The sequence below is a fragment of the Bradyrhizobium sp. Ses1 genome (genome assembly GCF_059512365.1).
In genome coordinates, this window is record NZ_JCAMOQ010000005.1 from 255,990 (window position 1) to 275,020 (window position 19,031).

Consider the following 19,031-nt stretch of genomic DNA (forward strand, 5'->3'; position numbering starts at 1 on the left):
CTCCGCTGTCATCGTCCGGCTTGACTGGACGATCCAGTATTCCAGAGGCCATCGTGCTTGAGCCGAGAGGCCGCGGGTTACTGGATGCCCGCCTTCGCGGGCATGACGCTGGAGTTTGAGAGAGGGTGTGCGTCCGCGTTCTCGCGGCGCATTGCGTCCGAGGTTTGCTTCACTTTCCACCCTCCTCGAGATCAGAGGGCGCAGGGAAAGCCGGGCGCCGATTGCACCCATGGGTCCCGTGCAACAAAAAGCACGGGGGTAGGACCACAGGTTCAACCGGGATCACACCGGCTTTCCCTGCGCGACGGCTTTACGGCTTACTTCGTACTCTCCCCGGTGACCGGGCTTTCTTGCCACCGTCGCCCGCGGCAGCTCTTGCTGCTCGCGCGCTTAGCGCCAGCGTCGGGGCGCCAGGACCACACGACTTCGCCGTACGCAGCTACGCCATTCGTCCGGCGCTTTGCGCGCCTGACACAGCCACGTCCATCGCATCCCGCTTCCAACGTCCGTGACGATCGCGATACGCCCCTCCAAGTGGAGGCGGGACGGTGCGGTTTCTAAGGTGATTTGCGGTGAGAACGAAGCGGAATGTTTTTCGTCGGGCGACTGGACGAGGAAAATCATATTGATATCGCAGGAGAATTTTCGCTCGGGCGACATACGAGACCACGTGCTCAGTCCTCATCCTGAGGAGCCGCACCTCGCGCGGCGTCTCAAAGGATGGCCGCGGGCGAGATCGGAGCCTCATGGTTCGAGACGCGCTACGCGCTCCTCACCATGAGGGTCTGGCATTGCGCGGGCGGCTAGGACGCAAGCATCGTCACCGCCGCCCGCGGACGTGGATGTTGATGTCGAGATCGATGTTGCTGACGCACCTCTGCTCGGTGCGGTGCGAGCCGCCTTCGTGCCAGCGGCCTTTGGGCAGGCGGGCATCGCGCACATTGGCGAGCCGCAGGCAGCGCCATTGCGGGAGCATGCCTGAACTCTCGCCGGCGAACTGCCAGGCCAGCACGACTTCTTCGCCTGATTTGTTGGTGCCGATGATGTGCGGGCAAAGCTCGCGCGGCCGGCCCTCGTAAGTGCAGACGACCTGCTGCTCGCCGAGAATGGCTTTGCGGAAAAGAGCGTAGGTGGCGCTCGGCGCGCGGCGGACGCTCATCGGCAGGATCGTTCTTGTTGTGTTCCGTGATCTGTGCCAGATAATCATCCCGGGATTGAAGCTCTGAACTGCGTCGGTTGTTAGGTGCGCCCATGGCCTCGCGAAGAAGCCGAACGATCAATCTGCCGGCGCCCTACCTCAGGCGCGTCTGGCTCGATCCGTCCCGCATCACGGACCGGGAGGCTTATCCGTTCTGCCTGCCATTACTGCGGGATGACTTCGAGCTGAGCTTCGATCGTGCGATCACCATCATCGTGGGCGAGAACGGCACCGGCAAGTCGACGCTCTTGGAAGGTATAGCGGTGCTGGCCGGCTTCGACGAGGCCGGCGGCAGAAATGGCTACATGCCGGTCGATCACTCGAAGGCGATCGAGAAGATGGGCGGGCAATTGTCGACCGCGCTTCGCGCAAGCTGGTTGCCGAAAATCACCAATGGCTGGTTCTTCCGGGCGGAAAGCTTCTTTTCGGTTGCGAGATATCTGGACGAGGTCAACAACGAATTTATTCCGGGAGTGGGTCGCGGCATCCCTCCAGACTTCCTCTCCCATTCTCACGGCGAAGGCTTTTTGCGTTTCTTTAACGAGCAGTGCCAGCGTCAGGGCATCTTCATCTTCGACGAGCCGGAATCGGCGCTGTCGCCTGCGCGCCAGATCGAATTCCTGAAACTGCTGCGCCGCATGGACGTAACAGGACATTGCCAAGTGCTGATGGCCACGCATTCGCCGGTGCTGATGGCCTATCCCAACGCAACGCTGCTCCGGCTGACGAAATACGGGCTCGAGCCTGTTACCGTCGAGCAGACCGACCACTACAAGGTGATGCGCGAGTTCTACGCGGATCCGAAGGGCTTCGTGAACGCGGCAATCGCGGAATAGAGGGGGGCGGCGACATGGGCCGAAAGCGAAACCGCACGATCAATCTTCCTGCGCCTTATCTGAAGCGGGTCTGGCTCGATCGCTCCCTCGTTCCGGATTGGGACGCCTATCCATTCTGCCTTCCCATTTTCAGGGACGAGTTCGATCTGAGTTTCGAGTCCGCCATCACCATCATCGCCGGCGAGAACGGGACCGGCAAATCGACCATCCTCGAAGGCATCGCAGCGCTTGCCGGATTCGACAGCGGTGGGGGCGGCAAGGGACACAGGTTGGTCGATCATTCCGACGCCATCGAAGTGACCGGCGAAGATCTTTCGGTTGCCCTGCATGCCGGCTGGTTACCCAAGGTCAACTACGGCTGGTTTTTCAGGGCAGAGACGTTCTTTTCGGTCGCAAGACACCTGGATCGCGCCGCGCAGGAAGCTGAACAACTGCTTGGCGGGCAGGCCAGGCAATCGGCACCCGACTATCTCTCCTATTCCCACGCGGAGGGCTTCCTCTATTTCTTCGAAGAACGCTGCCAGCGGCAGGGCATCTTCATCTTCGATGAACCGGAATCCGCGCTGTCGCCTTCGCGCCAGATCGAATTCCTGAAGCTGATGCGCCGGATGGACGAGAGCGGCCAATGCCAGATCATCATGGCCACGCATTCGCCGATCCTGATGGCCTATCCAAATGCGACGCTGTTGCGATTGTCGAAATACGGACTCGAGCCGGTGAACGTGAAGGACACGGATTATTACAGGGTCATGCGCGAGTTCTGCGATGATCCCCATGGGTTCGTCGAGGCGGCGATCGAGGAGTGAGGCGAGCAGGGCGCTGACCCGCGGGGCGCTCGTCTTTCTGGTCCAGCACCGCTCCCGCCCGCGCCACAAACCAGCCGCGTTTGGTTTGAAAATGCCTTACGATATGGCAGCCCGCGCGCCTGCGGGCCGCCAGATAAGATAAATGGGGAAACGACATGAGAGTGACGATCGCGAAGGTGGGAGCCGTGGTGGCGGCGCTGGCTGTGGTAGGGGTAGCTTGGGCCCATGGACCGACCCGGCAAAAGGTGCGGGAATCGATCGAGATCAGCGCGCCGCCTGCAAAGGTGTGGGCGGTGATCGGGAATTTTCAGGACATGAGCTGGTTGCAGCCGGTCAGCAAGACCGAAGGTGAGAAGGGCAACGAGATCGGCGCCACCCGGCGGCTGACGCTTGCGAGCGGCGGCACGATGGACGAGGAGCTCTACAAATACGACGCCGAGAAGTTGAGCTATTCGTACCGGATTACGGCGGTCGACGTGAAGGTGCTGCCGGTCACCAACTATTCCTCGACCTTGACGATATCGCCAGGCGCCGACGGCAAGGGCAGCGTCCTGGAATGGGCCGGCGCCTTTTATCGCGGCTATCCCAACAACGACCCGCCGCCCGAGCTGAACGATGAGGCCGCGGTGAAGGCGGTGAGCGGGCTTTATCGTTCGGGGCTTGAGGCGCTGAAGAAGAAGGTCGAGAGCGGAAGCTGATCGTGCGGGCCATCGTTCTGGCGGCTGTGGTCGCCAGCATCGGCTCGGCCTCCGCCGAGGAGGCGTTCGTCACCAATCAGCTCAGCGAAAACCTGACGGTCGTGGACCTCGCAACGGTGCAGCCGGTCGCGACCATCGCGATTGGCGGCAAGCCTGCCGGCGTTGCCGTCACGCTGGATGGACGCTTCGCCTATGTGACGAGCCCCGAGGCCAAGGCGCTCACGGTGGTGGATGCCGCCGCGCGCCAGGTCGTCGGGCAGGTCATAGTCGGCGGCGGTCCGCTCGGTGTCGCGGTATCGCCGGATGGCGCGGCGGTCTATGTTGCTGACTGGCATGCCGCAGCGGTGCGGGTGATCGATCCGCTGGCGCTGCGCGTTGTCGCTGATATCGCGGTCGGCGCATCGCCCTCGGGCCTCGCGGTGACGCCCGACGGCCGGCTCTTGCTCTCGGCGGACCGCGACGACAACACTGTGTCCGTCATCGATACCGCAACGCGCGACCGGCGGGCGGTCATCAAGGTCGGGATGCACCCGTTCGGAGTCACCATCGATGCGGAAGGCCGGCGCGCCTACACCGCCAATGTCGAATCGAACGACGTGTCGGTCATCGATCTCGCAGAGGGCCGTGAGATCGCTCGTGTGAAGGCCGGCCTGCGCCCCTATGCGGTTGCGCTAGCGCAAGGCCGGGGCTTCGTTACCGACCAATATGACGGCACCGTCAGCGTGTTCGATCTCGCGACGCTGGCGCCGATCAAGCGCATCAGCGTCGGTGACTATCCGGAAGGGATCGCCGCGACGGCGGATGCGCGTCGCGTCGTCGTGGCAAACTGGGAGAGCAACACGCTCAGCGTCATCGATGCGGCCGAGCTTAAGGTGATCGGCGAGACCAAGGTCGGCGACGGTCCGCGCGCGTTCGGTGCTTTTCTGCGGCACTAGAGCGGGATGACTTGTCTTCGAATCGGCGTGACCGCGGTTGTCCACCTCTCCCATAGGGAGAGGCATAGGCCGCCTTCGGCGGCCGTCATAAGACACGCCGAAGCATAGCTTCGGCTACGGCGCAGCGCCGGGTGAGGGGTTATGGTTCTCGATCGAGCTCATCCCCCTCACCCGGATCGCATCTCACGATGCGATCCGACCTCTCCCCGACGGGGAGAGGTAAGGCACCTCCGACGTGGCGCCAACTCGACCTGATCTCATCATGCTCTAACGCGCGGATGGAGGTTCGTGCCTAGGCCCGTATTAGCGAAGCGTAACCCGCCCTTCGGCGCCGCCGCAAAGGGACGAAGCAATATCCTCCATTCGCTCGAACATCAGGTCGGGCCCGAGCGCCCGCAGCTTGGCGGGCGCCGCATAGCCCCACGACACGGCGCCGCAGGCGATGCCGACGGCGCGCGCGGCTTCGATGTCGCGGGTTTCGTCGCCGATCGAAATCACCTGTGACGGCGCTAGGTCGGCGCGCTTGAGGACGCGGCTGAATTTAGCGGCCTTGCCAAAGATCGACGCGCCGCAATCGAACGAGGAGAACAGCGCCGTAGTCTCGCCGAGCAGCCGGCGTGCGTTCGCCTCGTTGTCCGAACTGACCAGCGCCAGTTGCAGGCCGCCGTCCTTGAGTGTGCGCAGCATGGTTTCGGTACCCGGAAACAGTTCGATATCGGCCAGGTGCTCCGCTTTCAGCCGGCGCATATGCCGGGCGATGATGGGTATCTTCCACATCGGCACTTCAAGCCGCGCGACGATCTCGCGCGAGCCGGCATGCCGCAGCTCTTCGACGTCCTCGTCCGCGACGCGGCGGAAACCGAAGCGGTCGGCAACATCGTTTACGTTGCGCAGGAACCAGGGAAAGCTGTCTGCAAGCGTGCCGTCGAGGTCGAAGATGACAAGGGAGTAGGGCATTCGGCGGGAGAAGAGATAGCACGCGCCGAGACAATTGCGAAATTAACAAATGGAAAAGCAGTCGCAAAGCTGCGATCGGCATTGGCTGTTGCCGCATGCCGCCAGATGGCAGTTGCACTAACGTCGCTCGGCTTCGGCCTCCTGTTCGAGTTGCAGGATATGGGCCCGCAGCGCATCGAACCTGGCTTCCGTGGCGTCGCTGAATAGCGGATCCTTGTGGGGGGACAAGGCTGACGCGATTTCGGTCCAATCCTCGGACTGCAATGCCTTCAGCGCGGCCGGAAAGAAATCACGATCTTCCATCCTGATATGACGCCGCTCATGCTCCAGGAAATCGCGAACGATGCGGTCCACGTCCTGACGAAGGAACTCGCGATCGGCAAGCACGCCGTCGACGGCTTTGGCGACGCGGGCTTGGCGCCTTCCCGGTGCTCATGCGCGAGATCGCCGATCTTCTCCACGGCAGCGGGATCGCGAATTTTCAGCTTGGCGAAGACGCGGTCTTCCTGAGCGTGGTGGTACATCTCAGTATAGACTTCGAAATAGGCGATGATGGCGCGGATGACCTCGTAGTCCGGTCGGCCCGAGCGATCGAAAATATCCAGCTCGTGCTCGAGGACGGCAAGCAGCCGTTCAATGTTGCGGTGCTCTTGGCTTAGCAGCTCGATGATCATTGCGGTGATCCACAAGGGGGTGAATCATCGCAGAAAAGTAGACGCTCAAATCATCGTGGTATTGCGTTAGATCAAGGTCGGAACCGATTTGCACCGGAACGCGTCCGAAGCGTCGGAAAACCCTCACTCCGCTGCTTCGCTCGCGCTGCTCTTGCGTGGCTTACTGTTCGCCTTCTTCAGCACCGGCGCCAGGAATTTGCCGGTGTAGCTGCGCGGCGCTTTGGCGATGTCCTCCGGCGGACCCCAGGCGACGATTTCGCCGCCGCCGTCGCCACCTTCGGGGCCGAGGTCGATCACCCAGTCGGCGGTCTTGATGACTTCGAGGTTGTGCTCGATGACGACGACCGTGTTGCCCTGGGCGACCAGCTCGTGCAGCACCTCCAGCAGTTTTGCCACATCGTGGAAGTGCAGGCCGGTGGTCGGCTCGTCCAGGATGTAGAGCGTGCGGCCGGTGGCGCGCTTTGACAGCTCCTTTGCCAGTTTGACGCGCTGGGCTTCACCGCCCGATAGCGTGGTCGCCTGCTGGCCGACATGGATGTAGTCGAGACCGACGCGGTGCAGGGTCTGGAAGGTTTCGCGGACGCGCGGCACCGCCTTGAAGAAATCGGCGGCTTCTTCCACGGTCATGTCGAGCACGTCGGCGATCGACTTGCCCTTGAACAGCACCTCCAGCGTCTCGCGGTTGTAGCGCTTGCCCTTGCAGACGTCGCAGGTGACGTAGACGTCGGGCAAAAAGTGCATCTCGATCTTGATGACACCGTCGCCCTGGCAGGCCTCGCAGCGGCCGCCCTTGACGTTGAAGGAGAAGCGCCCGGGCTCGTAGCCGCGTGCCTTGGCCTCGGGCAGGCCGGCGAACCATTCGCGGATCGGCGTGAAGGCGCCGGTATAGGTCGCAGGGTTCGAGCGCGGGGTACGGCCGATCGGCGACTGGTCGATGTCGATGATCTTGTCGATATGCTCCAGGCCCTCGATGCGGTCGTGCGGCGCGGCGGCTTCGCTGGCATTGTTGAGCTTGCGCGCGATCGCCTTGTAGAGCGTGTCGATCAGGAGCGTCGACTTGCCGCCGCCGGAGACGCCGGTGATGCAGGTGAACAGCCCTAGCGGAATCTCCGCCGTGACGTTCTTCAGGTTGTTGCCGCGGGCGTTGACGACCTTGATGGTGCGGCGATGGTTTGGCGGCCGCCGGTCGGAGATCGGCACCGAAAGCTCGCCGGTGAGATATTTGCCGGTCAGCGATTTCGGATTGCGCATGATCTCGGCGGGCGTCCCCTGGGCGACGATGTGGCCGCCATGCATGCCGGCGCCCGGGCCGATGTCGAGGACGTAGTCGGCCAGTCGAATCGCGTCCTCGTCATGTTCGACCACGACCACGGTGTTGCCGAGGTCGCGCAGCCGCTTCAGCGTATCCAGGAGCCGCGCATTGTCGCGCTGGTGCAGGCCGATCGAGGGCTCGTCCAGCACATAGAGCACGCCTGTCAGCCCCGAGCCGATCTGGGACGCGAGTCGGATGCGCTGGCTTTCGCCGCCGGACAATGTGCCGGAGGAGCGGGACAGCGTGAGATAGTTGAGGCCGACGTCGAGCAGGAAGGTGAGCCGCTCGCGGATCTCCTTCAGCACGCGCGCGGCGATCTCGTTCTGCTGCGTGTTCAGCGCTTCCGGCACGGTCTCGAACCACTCGCCGGCGCGCTTCACCGAGAGGTCGGCGATCTCACCGATGTGCTTGCCGCCGATCTTGACGCACAGCGCTTCCGGCTTGAGGCGATAGCCACTGCAGGCGGCGCAAGGAATGTCGGTGAAATATTTCGCCAGCTCCTCGCGCGCCCACTCGCTCTCGGTCTCGCGGTAGCGACGGTTGATGTTTGTGATGACGCCCTCGAACGGCTTCTTGGTGTCGTAGGAGCGGACGCCGTCCTCATAGGAGAACTTGATCTCGTCGTCGCCGGAGCCGTGCAGGATGGCGTTCTGCGTCTTCTTCGCCAGGTCCTTCCACTTGGTGTCGAGCGTGAACTTGTAGTGCTTGCCGAGCGCGGTCAGCGTCTGCAGGTAATAGGGCGAGGAGGACTTGGCCCACGGCGCGATCGCGCCCTTGCGCAGGGACAGATCCTTGTCGGGAATGACGAGGTCCTCGTCGACATGCTGCTCGATGCCGAGGCCGCCGCAGGCGGGGCAGGCGCCATAGGGATTGTTGAACGAGAACAGCCGCGGCTCGATCTCGGGGATGGTGAAGCCGGAGACCGGGCAGGCGAACTTTTCCGAGAACAGGATGCGTTCCGGTCCGCTCTTGTCGTGGATCTTTGCGGTCTTCTTCTTTTCTTCCGCGGGAGCTGCCGCCGGGGCGTCGGCGAATTCGATCACCGCAAGGCCCTCGGCAAGCTTGAGCGCGGTCTCAAAGCTCTCCGCGAGACGCTGACCGATGTCGGGGCGCACCACGATGCGGTCGACGACGACGTCGATGTCGTGCGGAAACTTCTTGTCGAGGCTCGGCGCTTCGGCGAGCTCATGGAAGGTGCCGTCGATCTTGACGCGCTGAAAACCCTTCTTGAGATATTCGGCGAGCTCCTTCCGGTACTCGCCCTTGCGGCCGCGCACGACCGGCGCAAGCAGATAGAGGCGAGTGCCCTCAGGCAAGGCGAGCACGCGATCGACCATCTGCGAGACGGTCTGGCTCTCGATCGGCAATCCCGTGGCCGGCGAATAGGGCACGCCGACGCGGGCCCAGAGCAGGCGCATGTAGTCGTAGATCTCGGTGACAGTGCCGACGGTGGAGCGCGGGTTCTTCGAGGTGGTTTTCTGCTCGATCGAAATGGCGGGCGAGAGGCCGTCGATCTGGTCGACATCAGGCTTCTGCATCATCTCCAGGAACTGGCGGGCATAGGCCGACAGCGATTCGACATAGCGGCGCTGGCCCTCGGCATAGATGGTGTCGAAGGCAAGCGAGGACTTGCCGGAGCCGGACAGGCCGGTGAAAACGACGAGCTTGTCGCGGGGAATCTCGACGTCGATGTTCTTGAGATTGTGCTCCCGCGCGCCGCGGATCGTGATGGCACGCGTTGAGGAGCCGGCGGTCGGTTGGCGCTTCGCCCTGAGCACTTCATCCATATCGGCATTTCCAGGCGCTTGTAAGCGCGCCACGTTATGGGCGCGCGTCGTCGGAAATCCCTACCACGGCGCCGATGGGGTGATGCCGGAACATAGGAAGAACGGGCGACGATTTCCAGTGCTCAGCGCGAATCATCAACGATTTGTTTGATCGCATTTCCTGCGTGCAGCTTTGGCAGTAGCTGGCAGCAAGAGGGGCTCGCGCAAGCGGAGCTTCGCAGATGAGCGGCTCGGAACTAACGACACGCAAACAAAAAGGCCGGCACAAGGCCGGCCTTTTCTTAAGATTGATATCCGATCGCGAGATCAGTACCGCCCGATGATCGGAGCGCCGCCGAGGCCGAACTTGTAGTTCACGCGGACGGTGACGAGGTCGATGTCCTGCTTGATATTCTCGGTGGCGAAGAGGCTGCCGGCCGGGCCGGCGAAGCCATTGTTGATGAAATCGTAGGAGCGATTGCCCAGGAAGATGTGATTGTACTCGGCGCCGACCGACCAGTTCGGCGCAAAGCCGTACTCGATGCCAGCGCCAACCGAGGCTCCCCAGCGGGTGTCGTTGATGTCGTTGGTGATCGGGAAACCGGTGAAGGCGTCACGCACGCGGTAGCGATCGGCGACCACGGCCGCGCCGCCCTTGACGTAGAACAGCACATTGTTGGCAGCATAGCCGATCTGGCCGGTGATCAGGCCGAAGGCGTCGACCCTGGTCTCGTTGGTGTCGATGCCCGTCAGCAGGCTGACGTTGCTGCCCTTGAAGTCAGCCCAGTTGCCCTGGCCTTCGACACCGAACACCCAGGTTCCGGTCTGCCAGCGATAGCCGATCTGACCACCAGCAGTGCCGCCGTCGGCGTTATGGGAGCCGTCACTGAAACCAAGGACGTCCCAGCGGTTGCGGCTCGTTCCCCAGCCGCCGTTGCCGCCGATATAGAACCCGGTCCAGTCGTAGACGACGGCGACGGGCGCCGGCGGCGCCTTGACATAAGGGCGCGCGGCAAGATCGGCAGCCGAGGCGGGCGCAGCCAGCGCAACCAAGGCAACCGTTCCAAGCAAAAACTTCTTCATCGTAGCTCTCCAGCCTTTGTTCGCTTCAATTTGGTCCCGAAGCGTTACGGTATTAAAGACGCGAGCGCCGCGCCGTCGTTTTAGGCATATACTCCGATTCAACCGGAAATACCGTCGCCGAAACGCAACACTTCACGGCGAAGTACCGGGAACACAAGCTAATGATTCTCTTGATGTTTTATGGAACCCGAGAGTCGATTTCGGGTTCCATCCTGTCTGCACCAAATTTGGGCCACAATGTCACCACGATTACGTCAAGTTGCATGGAACAAAACTGGAACAATGGCGCGGCTGGTGCTATATGTGGATAACCGCGTAATGGACGGGGAATGGCTGCGCCCGACGGTGTCGGCGAGCGTATAGGTCCGTCAGCAATGTAAGATGTGGTTAGCGAAGACTGAATGTGGCCGCCGTGTAACCGGCCGGCCCAGCGATTGAGTGGAGAGCGGCGATGGCGGGAAGCGTAAATAAGGTCATTCTGGTGGGCAATCTCGGCAAGGACCCGGAAATCCGGCGGACCCAGGACGGCCGTCCGATCGCCAATCTGAGCGTCGCGACCTCCGAGACCTGGCGCGACCGGGCCACCGGCGAGCGCAAGGAAAAGACCGAGTGGCACCGTGTCGTCATCTTCAATGAAGGGCTCGCCAAGGTCGCCGAGCAATATCTGAAGAAGGGCGCCAAGGTTTACGTCGAGGGCCAGCTCCAGACCCGGAAATGGACCGATCAGAGCGGGGTCGAGAAATATTCGACCGAAGTGGTGCTGCAGGGCTTCAACTCCAACCTCACGATGCTGGACGGCAGGGGCGGCGGTGGCGGCAGCTTCTCCGACGACATGGGTGGCGGTGGCGGCGATTTCGGCGTCAGCGGCCCCTCGAGTTCCGCGCCACGCCGCGCCGTGCCGGCCGGCGCCCGCAACAACAACGACATGGACGACGATATCCCGTTCTGATCGAGCTGCACGCTGCCGGAAAGATCGCGTGAGGATGAAAATCTCCCTCGCGCGATACAGCTCGCGTCGAACTTGTCCTCTTCAATGACTGCAGGTATCAGCGTCAAGCGATTGATATTGCTTGATATGCCGCGGCCGGGTTGCTTGTGGCTCCGGTTAATGTGAATTGTGAGGAAATCGATCTAACCGACAGGGCGGGGCGATGCGGGCGCCGCCAACGGCCCGCGGGCGGTTTCCTGACCTCGGAGGGCGCCTTGCCGCACGCCGCTGGGGTGTTCCCGCGGCGCGCCGGTCGACCCCGTAAGTCTATGAAAAAACGAAGGGAAAAACCGGTCGCCGAGGCCGTTCCGGGGTGGTGGTCGGGCCCCCGATACGCTATATGATTCTGCAGTAGAACCGACCCGGATTCCCCCTTTGTCAGAACCTGAAGACGACAAGCCCGGCGAGCCGTCGGGGCCCTCCGACATTCGTCCCGTTTCCATCCTCGACGAGATGAAGAAGTCCTACCTCGACTACGCCATGAGCGTGATCGTGGCGCGGGCGCTCCCCGATGCGCGTGACGGGCTCAAGCCGGTCCACCGCCGCATCCTGTATTCGATGTACGACCAGGGGCATACGCCGGACAAGAAGTACGTCAAGTCCGCGCGCGTGGTCGGCGACGTCATCGGTAAGTATCACCCGCACGGCGACCAGTCGATTTACGACGCCATGGTGCGCATGGCGCAGGATTTTTCGATGCGCGTGCCGCTCATCGACGGCCAAGGCAATTTCGGCTCGGTCGACGGTGATCCGCCGGCGGCCTATCGATACACCGAAGCACGCCTGACGCGGGCGGCAGAGGCTGTGCTGGCGGACATCGAGAAGGACACGGTCGACTTCCAGCCCAACTACGACAACAGCGAGCAAGAGCCGTCGGTATTGCCGACGCGGTTTCCGAACCTCCTGGTCAATGGCGCGGGCGGCATCGCCGTCGGTATGGCCACCAACATCCCGCCGCACAATCTCGGCGAGGTCGTCGACGCCTGTGTGGCGCTGATCGACAACCCGGCGCTCACCATCGACGACCTCATCAACATCATTCCGGGGCCGGATTTCCCCACCGGCGGCATCATCCTCGGTCGAGCGGGCATCCGAGCATCCTATCATCTCGGCCGCGGCTCGATCGTGATGCGCGGCAAGGTCACGATCGATACCCTGCGAAAGGATCGCGAGGCGATCATCATCACGGAGATCCCGTACCAGGTTAACAAGGCGAACATGGTCGAGCGGATCGGCGAGCTGATCCGCGAGAAGAAGATCGAGGGTATTTCCGACCTGCGCGACGAATCCGACCGCGAAGGTTTCCGCGTCGTGATCGAACTGAAGCGCGAGGCGATGCCGGACGTGGTGCTGAATCAGCTCTACCGCTTCACGCCGCTGCAGACCAACTTCCCGGCCAACATCCTGGCACTCGATTCCGGCCGTCCGCAGACGATGAACCTGAAAGATCTGCTGACGATCTTCGTCAACTTCCGCGAACAGGTGGTGACCCGGCGAACCAAATACCTGCTCGGCAAGGCGCGCGACCGCGCACACCTCCAGGTGGGCCTGGCCATCGCGGTTGCCAATATCGACGAGGTCATCCGCGTCATCCGCTCTTCGCCGAATCCGGCGGCCGCGCGCGAAACCCTGATGTCGCGCGATTGGCCGGCGCGGGACGTCGAAGACATGATCACGCTGATCGACGATCCGCGCCACCGCATCAATCCGGACGGCACCATCCGCCTTTCGCTGGAGCAGGCGAGGGAAATCCTCGACCTCCGGCTGCAGCGCCTCACCGCGCTCGGCCGCGACGAGATCGGCGAGGAACTCACCAAGCTCGCCGCCGAGATCTCCGACTATCTCGACATCCTGCGCTCGCGCGCCCGGGTGCAGGCGATCGTCAAGACCGAGCTTGCCGAGGTGAAGGCCGAGTTCGCCACCCCGCGCAGGACTGTTATCGTCGAGCAGGAAGGCGAGGTCGAGGACGAGGATCTGATCCAGCGCGAAGACATGGTGGTGACCGTGTCGCACGCCGGCTACGTCAAGCGCGTGCCGCTGTCGACCTATCGCGCCCAGCGCCGCGGCGGCAAGGGCCGGGCCGGCATGCAGACCCGCGACGAGGATTTCGTCAGCCGCGTGTTCGTGGCCTCCACCCACACGCCGGTCCTGTTCTTCTCCTCGCGCGGCCAGGTCTACAAGGAAAAGGTGTGGCGATTGCCGATGGCCGCGCCGAATGCGCGCGGCAAGGCGCTGATCAACATCCTGCCGCTGGAGCAGGGCGAGCGGATCACCACCATCATGCCGCTGCCGGAGGATGAATCCTCCTGGAAGAATCTCGACGTGATGTTCGCCACCACCGGCGGCAACGTCCGTCGCAACAAGCTGTCCGACTTCGTCGACGTCCGCCGTTCCGGCATCATCGCCATGAAGCTGGAGGAGGGCGAGGCGATCGTCGACGTGCAGATCTGCACCGAGCATGACGACGTGCTGCTGACCGCCGCCGGCGGCCAGTGCATCCGTTTCCCCGTCACCGATGTGCGCGTCTTCACCGGCCGCACCTCGATGGGCGTGCGCGGCATTTCGCTGGCCGAAGGCGACAAGCTGATCTCGCTCGCGATCCTGCGCCATGTCGAGACGACCTCGGACGAGCGCTCGGCCTACTTGAAGATGCGCCGCGCGGTCGCAGGCGAAGCGACCACCGAGGAGCCGGTCGAGACCGAGGCCGAGGAGGCCACAGGCGCGATCCAGCTCTCGCAGGAGCGCTATGTCGATATGTCGGCGCAGGAGCAGGTGGTGCTGACGGTGTCCGAAAACGGCTACGGCAAGCGGACGTCGTCCTACGAGTACCGCACGACCGGCCGCGGCGGCAAAGGTATCGTCGCCATGAGTGTCAACAGCCGCAACGGCAAGCTGGTGGCCTCGTTCCCGGTCGAGGAGGCCGACCAGATCATGCTGGTGACCGACAAGGGGCAACTCATCCGCTGCCCCGTCGGCGACATCCGCATCGCCGGCCGCTCGACCCAGGGCGTCATCGTATTCGACACCGCGGACGACGAGCATGTCGTCTCGGTCGAGCATATCGGCGACGACAGCGAGAATGGCGAGAACGGCAACGGAAACGGCGGCCAATGACCCGTAGCCCGGGTGAAGCGCAAGCGTAGCCCGGGACCTTCGTGGGTAAGGATGGAATCCCCGGGTTGCGCTTCGCTCCACCCGGGCTACAGCTACGGACTTCACCAACTCCAGCGAAAGCCAATGTCGCGACGCGCGACGTCAGGGCGGCTGTTGTCAGGTGGTCAGATCTCGATTTCCGTCCCGAATTCCACCACCTGTCCGGTCGGCACGCCGAAGAACGCCGCGGTGCGTTCGGCGTTGCGTTGCAGGAATGCGAAGATTGATTCCCGCCAAACCCACATGCCCGGAACGTCCTCGCGCGGGATGATGGTCTCGCGGCCGATATAGTAGGTGACGTCGGAAAGATCGATGCCGGGCAGCTTGCCCTGCCGGCAGGCGAGTTGCAGGCCCTCATAGATGGTCGGGTATTGCATGAAGCCGTAGTGCAGGATCACCCGCGTGATGCCCGGGATGATGTCGATGATCTCGGCGCGGTCGTCCTCGGAAATGCGCGGGGATTCCTCGATCTGCACGGTGACCAAAAGAACGCGTTCGTGCAGGACGTGGTTGTGCTTGACGAATTGCGTCAGTGCGAGCGGCACGCCGCTCGGCGCGGCTGCGAGGAACACGGCAGTGCCCGGCAGCCTGGCGCGGCACTTGGTGATCGCGGTCTCGATCAAATCCTCTTCCGGCTGGCGCAGTCTTGCGCGGGCGCGCTCGACCAGTTTTACACCGCCGCGCCAGGTGAGCATCAGGAACGCGATCAAGCCTGCAAGCAGCAGCGGAAACCAGCCGCCTTCGTGCAGCTTGGTCGAGTTGGCCGCGAAGAAGATGAGGTCGATGACAAGGAAGAAACCGTTGACGGCGAGCACGATCAGCGGCGAGTAGCCCCACTGGATCGCAACCAGCGCCGCCAGCAGCGTGGTGATCGCCATCAACAAGGACACCGCGATGCCATAGGCGCCGGCGAGGGCGTCCGAAGTGCCAAAGCCCAGTACCGCGCCAAGCGTCGCGGCGGCGAGCAGCCAGTTCACCAGCGGCACATAGATCTGGCCGATCGCGTCGCTGGTGGTGTGCAGGATGTGCATCCGCGGCAGGAAGCCGAGCTGGATCGATTGCTGGGTCAGCGAGAACACGCCCGAGATGATCGCCTGGGAGGCGATCACGGTGGCGATCGCGGAGAAGGCGACCAGCGGGTAGTGCAGCCAGTCGGGCGAGAGCTGGAAGAACGGATGGTCCAGCGCGCCCGGATCGGTGATCAACAGCGCGGCCTGCCCGAAATAATTGAGCACCAGCGCGGGCAGGCAGACGGCAAACCAGGCGAGCCGGATCGGAAACCGCCCAAAGTGCCCCATGTCGGCGTACATCGCCTCACCGCCCGTGACCGCGAGAAAGGCTGCGCCGAGGATGGCGAAGCTGATGTGGAAATTCTGGTGGATGAGGAAATTGAAGGCATAGAACGGGCTGAGTGCGGCGAGCACCGCCGGCGCCTGGACGATGCCGTGGATGCCGAGCGCCGCGAGAACAAAGAACCAGCCGAGCATGACCGGTCCGAAAATCCGGCCGATGAAGCCGGTGCCCTGCTTCTGCATCGCAAACAGGCCAACCAGAATCACGATGGTGATCGGCACCACCGCCGGCGCCAGCGATGGCGCGTCCACCTTTAATCCCTCGATCGCGCTCAAGACCGAGATCGCCGGGGTGATTGCGCCGTCGCCATAGAGCAGGGCGGCGCCGATGAGGCCGACGACCAGAAGCTGCGCACGCCAGGTGCCCGGCTGGGCATGGCGAGCGTGCAACAGCGCCAATATCGCCACGATCCCGCCTTCGCCGCGGTTGTCTGCACGCAGGATCAGGAGCGCGTATTTGATCGAAATGATCAGGATCAGCGCCCAAAGGATCAGCGATACCACGCCCAGGACGGCGTTCGGCGCGATCGTGCCGCCATGGGCGGCCGCCCTGGCAGCCTCCTTCAATGCATAAAGGGGACTGGTCCCGATATCGCCATAAACGACGCCAAGGGCGCCGATGGTTGTTGCAAGAGGAAGGGGGCTCGGCGGATGGCCTGAGGCGATGGCGGGCGTGCTTGACATCAGCGAGACCCCCGATTGCACCGCGCCGACCGGATCATCCTCAAGGGCGCGACCAAACGGCAGTCTGCGACGAGACGTCGCAAATTACCACTATGTTCCTACGGAGGAGGAGGCCGGGGTTACGGGGTGCGATCGGCGGTGACGAGGCGGGCTTCGCGGACCGCGGCATTGCCGCCGGCCTTGCGGAGGCAGGAGGCATCAAAATTCGGCCAATTCTGCTGCGCGCAGGTGTCCTTGGCGGCGGGGCGGATGTCCAGCCGGTCAGCCTTGGCAAGGGCGCGGGGCACGCTGGCTTCGACCTGGGGTGCAAAGCCTGGAAGAACGGTGAGAGCGGCGGCAATGAAGGCGGCAACGGCGACGGCGGAAAGTGCCTTGATCATGACGGTTCCCTGTCAGTGGGCCTTGGTGGCCCGTCGTTTCGTTGGCGCGAGTGATAGAGGCCGCCCGTTTCCCGCTGTCTTCGCCGGGGGCGAAAATGATTTCGTTGCCTCGGGATTTTGTTTCGTCCGCGCCAGATGGATGAAACATTGGGGTTCAGGGCCGCCTGGGAACCCGGCTGGCTTGCCGGCCAGCCCCGGGCAGGCTAGAGGGGGATATGCCTCGCACCGCGCTTTATCCCGGCTCCTTTGACCCGGTCACCAACGGCCATCTCGACGTGGTCAAGCACGCCGTCGTCCTCTGCGACCGCCTGATCGTCGCCATCGGCGTCCATCCGGGGAAGAAGCCGCTGTTTTCGGTCGAGGAGCGCCTGGTGATGCTGCAGGAGGTATTCGGCCCCGTCGCCGCCAAAGCCGGCTGCGGCTTCGATTGCATCACATTCGATGACCTGGTCGTCACCGCGGCGCAACGCGCCGGTGCTACGATTCTGATCCGGGGCCTGCGGGACGGCACCGACCTGGACTACGAGATGCAGATGGCCGGCATGAACGAAGCCATGGCGCCCGAGGTGCATACCGTTTTCCTGCCGGCCTCGCCGGCCGTCCGGCCGATTACGGCGACCCTGGTGCGCCAGATCGCCGGCATGGGCGGCGATGTCTCCAATTTCGTGCCCAAAGCCGTTGCCGCCCGCCTCAAGGCCAAATTCGCCAGCTAGTTCTCGCGCTCTTCTCAGACATCCGTTCCGGAGTTTTCATGATCCGAATCCTCGCCGTTCTCGCCGCGCTCCTCTGTGTGGCTCCCGCGGTCGCGCAGCCCTTGCCGGCCAATCTGGACAAGGCCAATGCGATCGTGATCGACACCAACAAGGGCCGCATTGTCGTCAAGCTCAGGACGGACATCGCGCCGCAGCATGCCGAGCGCATCAAGCAGCTCGCGCGCGAGGGCTATTACAACAACGTGCCGTTCCACCGCGTGATCGACGGCTTCATGGCGCAGACCGGCGACGGCCAGAAATTCGACGGCACCGGCGGCTCGAAATACCCGAACCTGAAGCAGGAATTCTCGAACGTGCCGTTCAAGCGCGGCATCGTCGGCATGGCTCGGCGGGGTGACAGCGTCGACAGCGCCAACTCGCAGTTCTTCATCATGTTCGCGGACGGCCCGAGCCTGAACAACCAATACACCGTAATCGGCGAAGTGGTGTCCGGCATGGACGTGGTCGACAAGTTGAAGAAGGCCCCCGCAGGCTCCCCGAGCGGTGCGGTAACCGATCCCGACAAGATGGTGAAGGTGCAAGTCGCATCCGACGTCAAGTGAGGCTTGCCGATGCTGCGCGGCAAACCATTTCTCTGGTTTGCAGCGCCGCTGATGCTGCTTGCCTGCACGGCGCGGGCGCAGCCGGCGCCCGAGAAGCTTGATACGCTGAAGGACCTTTTCATAAAGCTGCACAGTTGCTTCAAGCCGCCGCCGCTGTCGCAGGCCAACCCGATCGACATCACCGTGATCGTCAGCTTCACCCGCCAGGGCGCGATCCTCGGCCGTCCCAGGATCACCTATGAGACGGCGGAGGCCAGCGAGAATGACCGGTTGCAATACCGCATCGCCGTGATGCAGGCCTTGGAACGTTGCACGCCGTTGCCATTTACCGATGCACTGGGCGGCGCGGTTGCCGGCCGGCCGATGGCGATCCCTTTCCGAACCCGCAAACGTCAACCCGAAGCCAAAGAGAGGCGAGCATGGCTGTTACCGAAAATACTTTGATCCTCGAGACCACCCAGGGTCCCGTCACCATCGAGATGCGCCCTGATCTCGCGCCGAACCACGTCGCCCGCATCAAGGAATTGGTGCGCGAGGGCTTTTACGACGGCATCGTGTTCCACCGCGTGATCGAGGGCTTCATGGCCCAGACCGGTTGCCCCCATGGCACCGGCACGGGCGGCTCCGGAAAGAAGCTGAAGGCCGAGTTCAACAAGGAGCCGCATGTCCGCGGCACCGCCTCGATGGCGCGCGCCGCCAACCCGGATTCCGGCGACAGCCAGTTCTTCATCTGCTTCGACGACGCCGCCTTCCTCAACGGCCAGTACACGGTCTGGGGCAAGGTCACCGAGGGCATGGAGAACGTCGACAAGATCAAGCGCGGCGAGCCGGTGCAGAACCCGGACAAGATCGTCAAGGCAAGGATGGCTGCCGACGCGACAGCCTGACACTCAA

Annotated in this window: 17 protein-coding genes; 10 read left to right on the forward strand and 7 right to left on the reverse strand. The window is 63.2% G+C overall.

All coding sequences use genetic code 11. From position 1 onward, the window contains the following. Positions 1 to 820: 820 nt before the first annotated feature. Positions 821 to 1,159 (reverse strand): hypothetical protein, encoded by a 339-nt coding sequence (locus AC5ZG5_RS09520; protein WP_456644342.1) that lies wholly within the window; start codon positions 1,157 to 1,159, stop codon positions 821 to 823. A 92-nt stretch (positions 1,160 to 1,251) separates the two neighbouring features. Here AC5ZG5_RS09520 and AC5ZG5_RS09525 point away from each other — a divergent pair, with 92 nt between their 5' ends. The 4 genes from AC5ZG5_RS09525 (at position 1,252) to AC5ZG5_RS09540 (ending at position 4,473) form a co-directional block, all read left to right on the forward strand. Continuing rightward, a complete protein-coding gene (locus tag AC5ZG5_RS09525; RefSeq protein ID WP_456644341.1) occupies positions 1,252 to 2,034 on the forward strand; it encodes an AAA family ATPase in 783 nt (260 codons plus the stop codon). Positions 2,035 to 2,048: 14 nt separating this feature from the next. Continuing rightward, positions 2,049 to 2,840 carry an AAA family ATPase gene (locus AC5ZG5_RS09530; RefSeq protein WP_456644340.1) on the forward strand — a complete coding sequence of 264 codons (792 nt, stop codon included), beginning with the start codon at positions 2,049 to 2,051 and terminating at the stop codon, positions 2,838 to 2,840. A 155-nt stretch (positions 2,841 to 2,995) separates the two neighbouring features. Then, entirely contained in the window at positions 2,996 to 3,538 is a 543-nt protein-coding gene (locus AC5ZG5_RS09535) for an SRPBCC family protein (RefSeq protein WP_456644339.1), read from the forward strand. A gap of 2 nt (positions 3,539 to 3,540) precedes the next feature. After that, the gene (locus tag AC5ZG5_RS09540) at positions 3,541 to 4,473 is read left to right on the forward strand and encodes a YVTN family beta-propeller repeat protein (RefSeq protein ID WP_456644338.1); all 933 of its coding nucleotides are present in this window, start codon (positions 3,541 to 3,543) and stop codon (positions 4,471 to 4,473) included. Positions 4,474 to 4,776: 303 nt separating this feature from the next. Here AC5ZG5_RS09540 and AC5ZG5_RS09545 read toward each other — a convergent pair whose 3' ends face one another. The 4 genes from AC5ZG5_RS09545 to AC5ZG5_RS09560 form a co-directional block, all read right to left on the reverse strand. Beyond that, positions 4,777 to 5,430, reverse strand: a complete 654-nt coding sequence (locus AC5ZG5_RS09545) for an HAD-IA family hydrolase (protein ID WP_456644337.1) — start codon at positions 5,428 to 5,430, stop codon at positions 4,777 to 4,779. 269 nt (positions 5,431 to 5,699) lie between these two features. Further along, complete coding sequence (locus AC5ZG5_RS09550) at positions 5,700 to 6,104, reverse strand: hemerythrin domain-containing protein (RefSeq protein WP_456644336.1); 405 nt, start codon at positions 6,102 to 6,104, stop codon at positions 5,700 to 5,702. A 123-nt stretch (positions 6,105 to 6,227) separates the two neighbouring features. Then, complete coding sequence (uvrA, locus tag AC5ZG5_RS09555) at positions 6,228 to 9,203, reverse strand: excinuclease ABC subunit UvrA (RefSeq protein ID WP_130226931.1); 2,976 nt, start codon at positions 9,201 to 9,203, stop codon at positions 6,228 to 6,230. Positions 9,204 to 9,509: 306 nt separating this feature from the next. Next, positions 9,510 to 10,265 carry an outer membrane protein gene (locus AC5ZG5_RS09560; RefSeq protein ID WP_028165564.1) on the reverse strand — a complete coding sequence of 252 codons (756 nt, stop codon included), beginning with the start codon at positions 10,263 to 10,265 and terminating at the stop codon, positions 9,510 to 9,512. Positions 10,266 to 10,716: 451 nt separating this feature from the next. Here AC5ZG5_RS09560 and AC5ZG5_RS09565 point away from each other — a divergent pair, with 451 nt between their 5' ends. Then, the gene (locus AC5ZG5_RS09565) at positions 10,717 to 11,214 is read left to right on the forward strand and encodes a single-stranded DNA-binding protein (RefSeq protein ID WP_028165563.1); all 498 of its coding nucleotides are present in this window, start codon (positions 10,717 to 10,719) and stop codon (positions 11,212 to 11,214) included. A 414-nt stretch (positions 11,215 to 11,628) separates the two neighbouring features. After that, positions 11,629 to 14,367, forward strand: a complete 2,739-nt coding sequence (gene gyrA, locus AC5ZG5_RS09570; RefSeq protein WP_456644335.1) for a DNA gyrase subunit A — start codon at positions 11,629 to 11,631, stop codon at positions 14,365 to 14,367. Positions 14,368 to 14,531: 164 nt separating this feature from the next. Here gyrA and AC5ZG5_RS09575 read toward each other — a convergent pair whose 3' ends face one another. Together AC5ZG5_RS09575 and AC5ZG5_RS09580 are read right to left on the reverse strand one after the other, a co-directional pair. Further along, positions 14,532 to 16,442 (reverse strand): potassium transporter Kup, encoded by a 1,911-nt coding sequence (locus AC5ZG5_RS09575; RefSeq protein ID WP_456644334.1) that lies wholly within the window; start codon positions 16,440 to 16,442, stop codon positions 14,532 to 14,534. 119 nt (positions 16,443 to 16,561) lie between these two features. Beyond that, the gene (locus tag AC5ZG5_RS09580) at positions 16,562 to 16,822 is read right to left on the reverse strand and encodes a hypothetical protein (RefSeq protein ID WP_456644333.1); all 261 of its coding nucleotides are present in this window, start codon (positions 16,820 to 16,822) and stop codon (positions 16,562 to 16,564) included. 215 nt (positions 16,823 to 17,037) lie between these two features. On the opposite strand from AC5ZG5_RS09580, the gene coaD reads away from it, so the two are divergent. The 4 genes from coaD to AC5ZG5_RS09600 are packed head-to-tail and all read left to right on the forward strand — an operon-like array spanning position 17,038 to position 19,024. Next, positions 17,038 to 17,535, forward strand: a complete 498-nt coding sequence (gene coaD / locus AC5ZG5_RS09585) for a pantetheine-phosphate adenylyltransferase (RefSeq protein ID WP_130226926.1) — start codon at positions 17,038 to 17,040, stop codon at positions 17,533 to 17,535. A gap of 38 nt (positions 17,536 to 17,573) precedes the next feature. Next, a complete protein-coding gene (locus tag AC5ZG5_RS09590) occupies positions 17,574 to 18,137 on the forward strand; it encodes a peptidylprolyl isomerase (RefSeq protein WP_456644332.1) in 564 nt (187 codons plus the stop codon). 9 nt (positions 18,138 to 18,146) lie between these two features. Continuing rightward, on the forward strand, positions 18,147 to 18,581 hold the full coding sequence (locus AC5ZG5_RS09595) for a UCP034077 family protein (protein WP_130226925.1): 435 nt from the start codon (positions 18,147 to 18,149) through the stop codon (positions 18,579 to 18,581). Further along, positions 18,557 to 19,024: a peptidylprolyl isomerase gene (locus tag AC5ZG5_RS09600; RefSeq protein ID WP_130226924.1), complete on the forward strand. Its 468-nt coding sequence runs from the start codon at positions 18,557 to 18,559 to the stop codon at positions 19,022 to 19,024. The genes AC5ZG5_RS09595 and AC5ZG5_RS09600 overlap by 25 nt, the downstream gene beginning before the upstream one ends. The last annotated feature ends 7 nt before the right edge of the window (positions 19,025 to 19,031 follow it).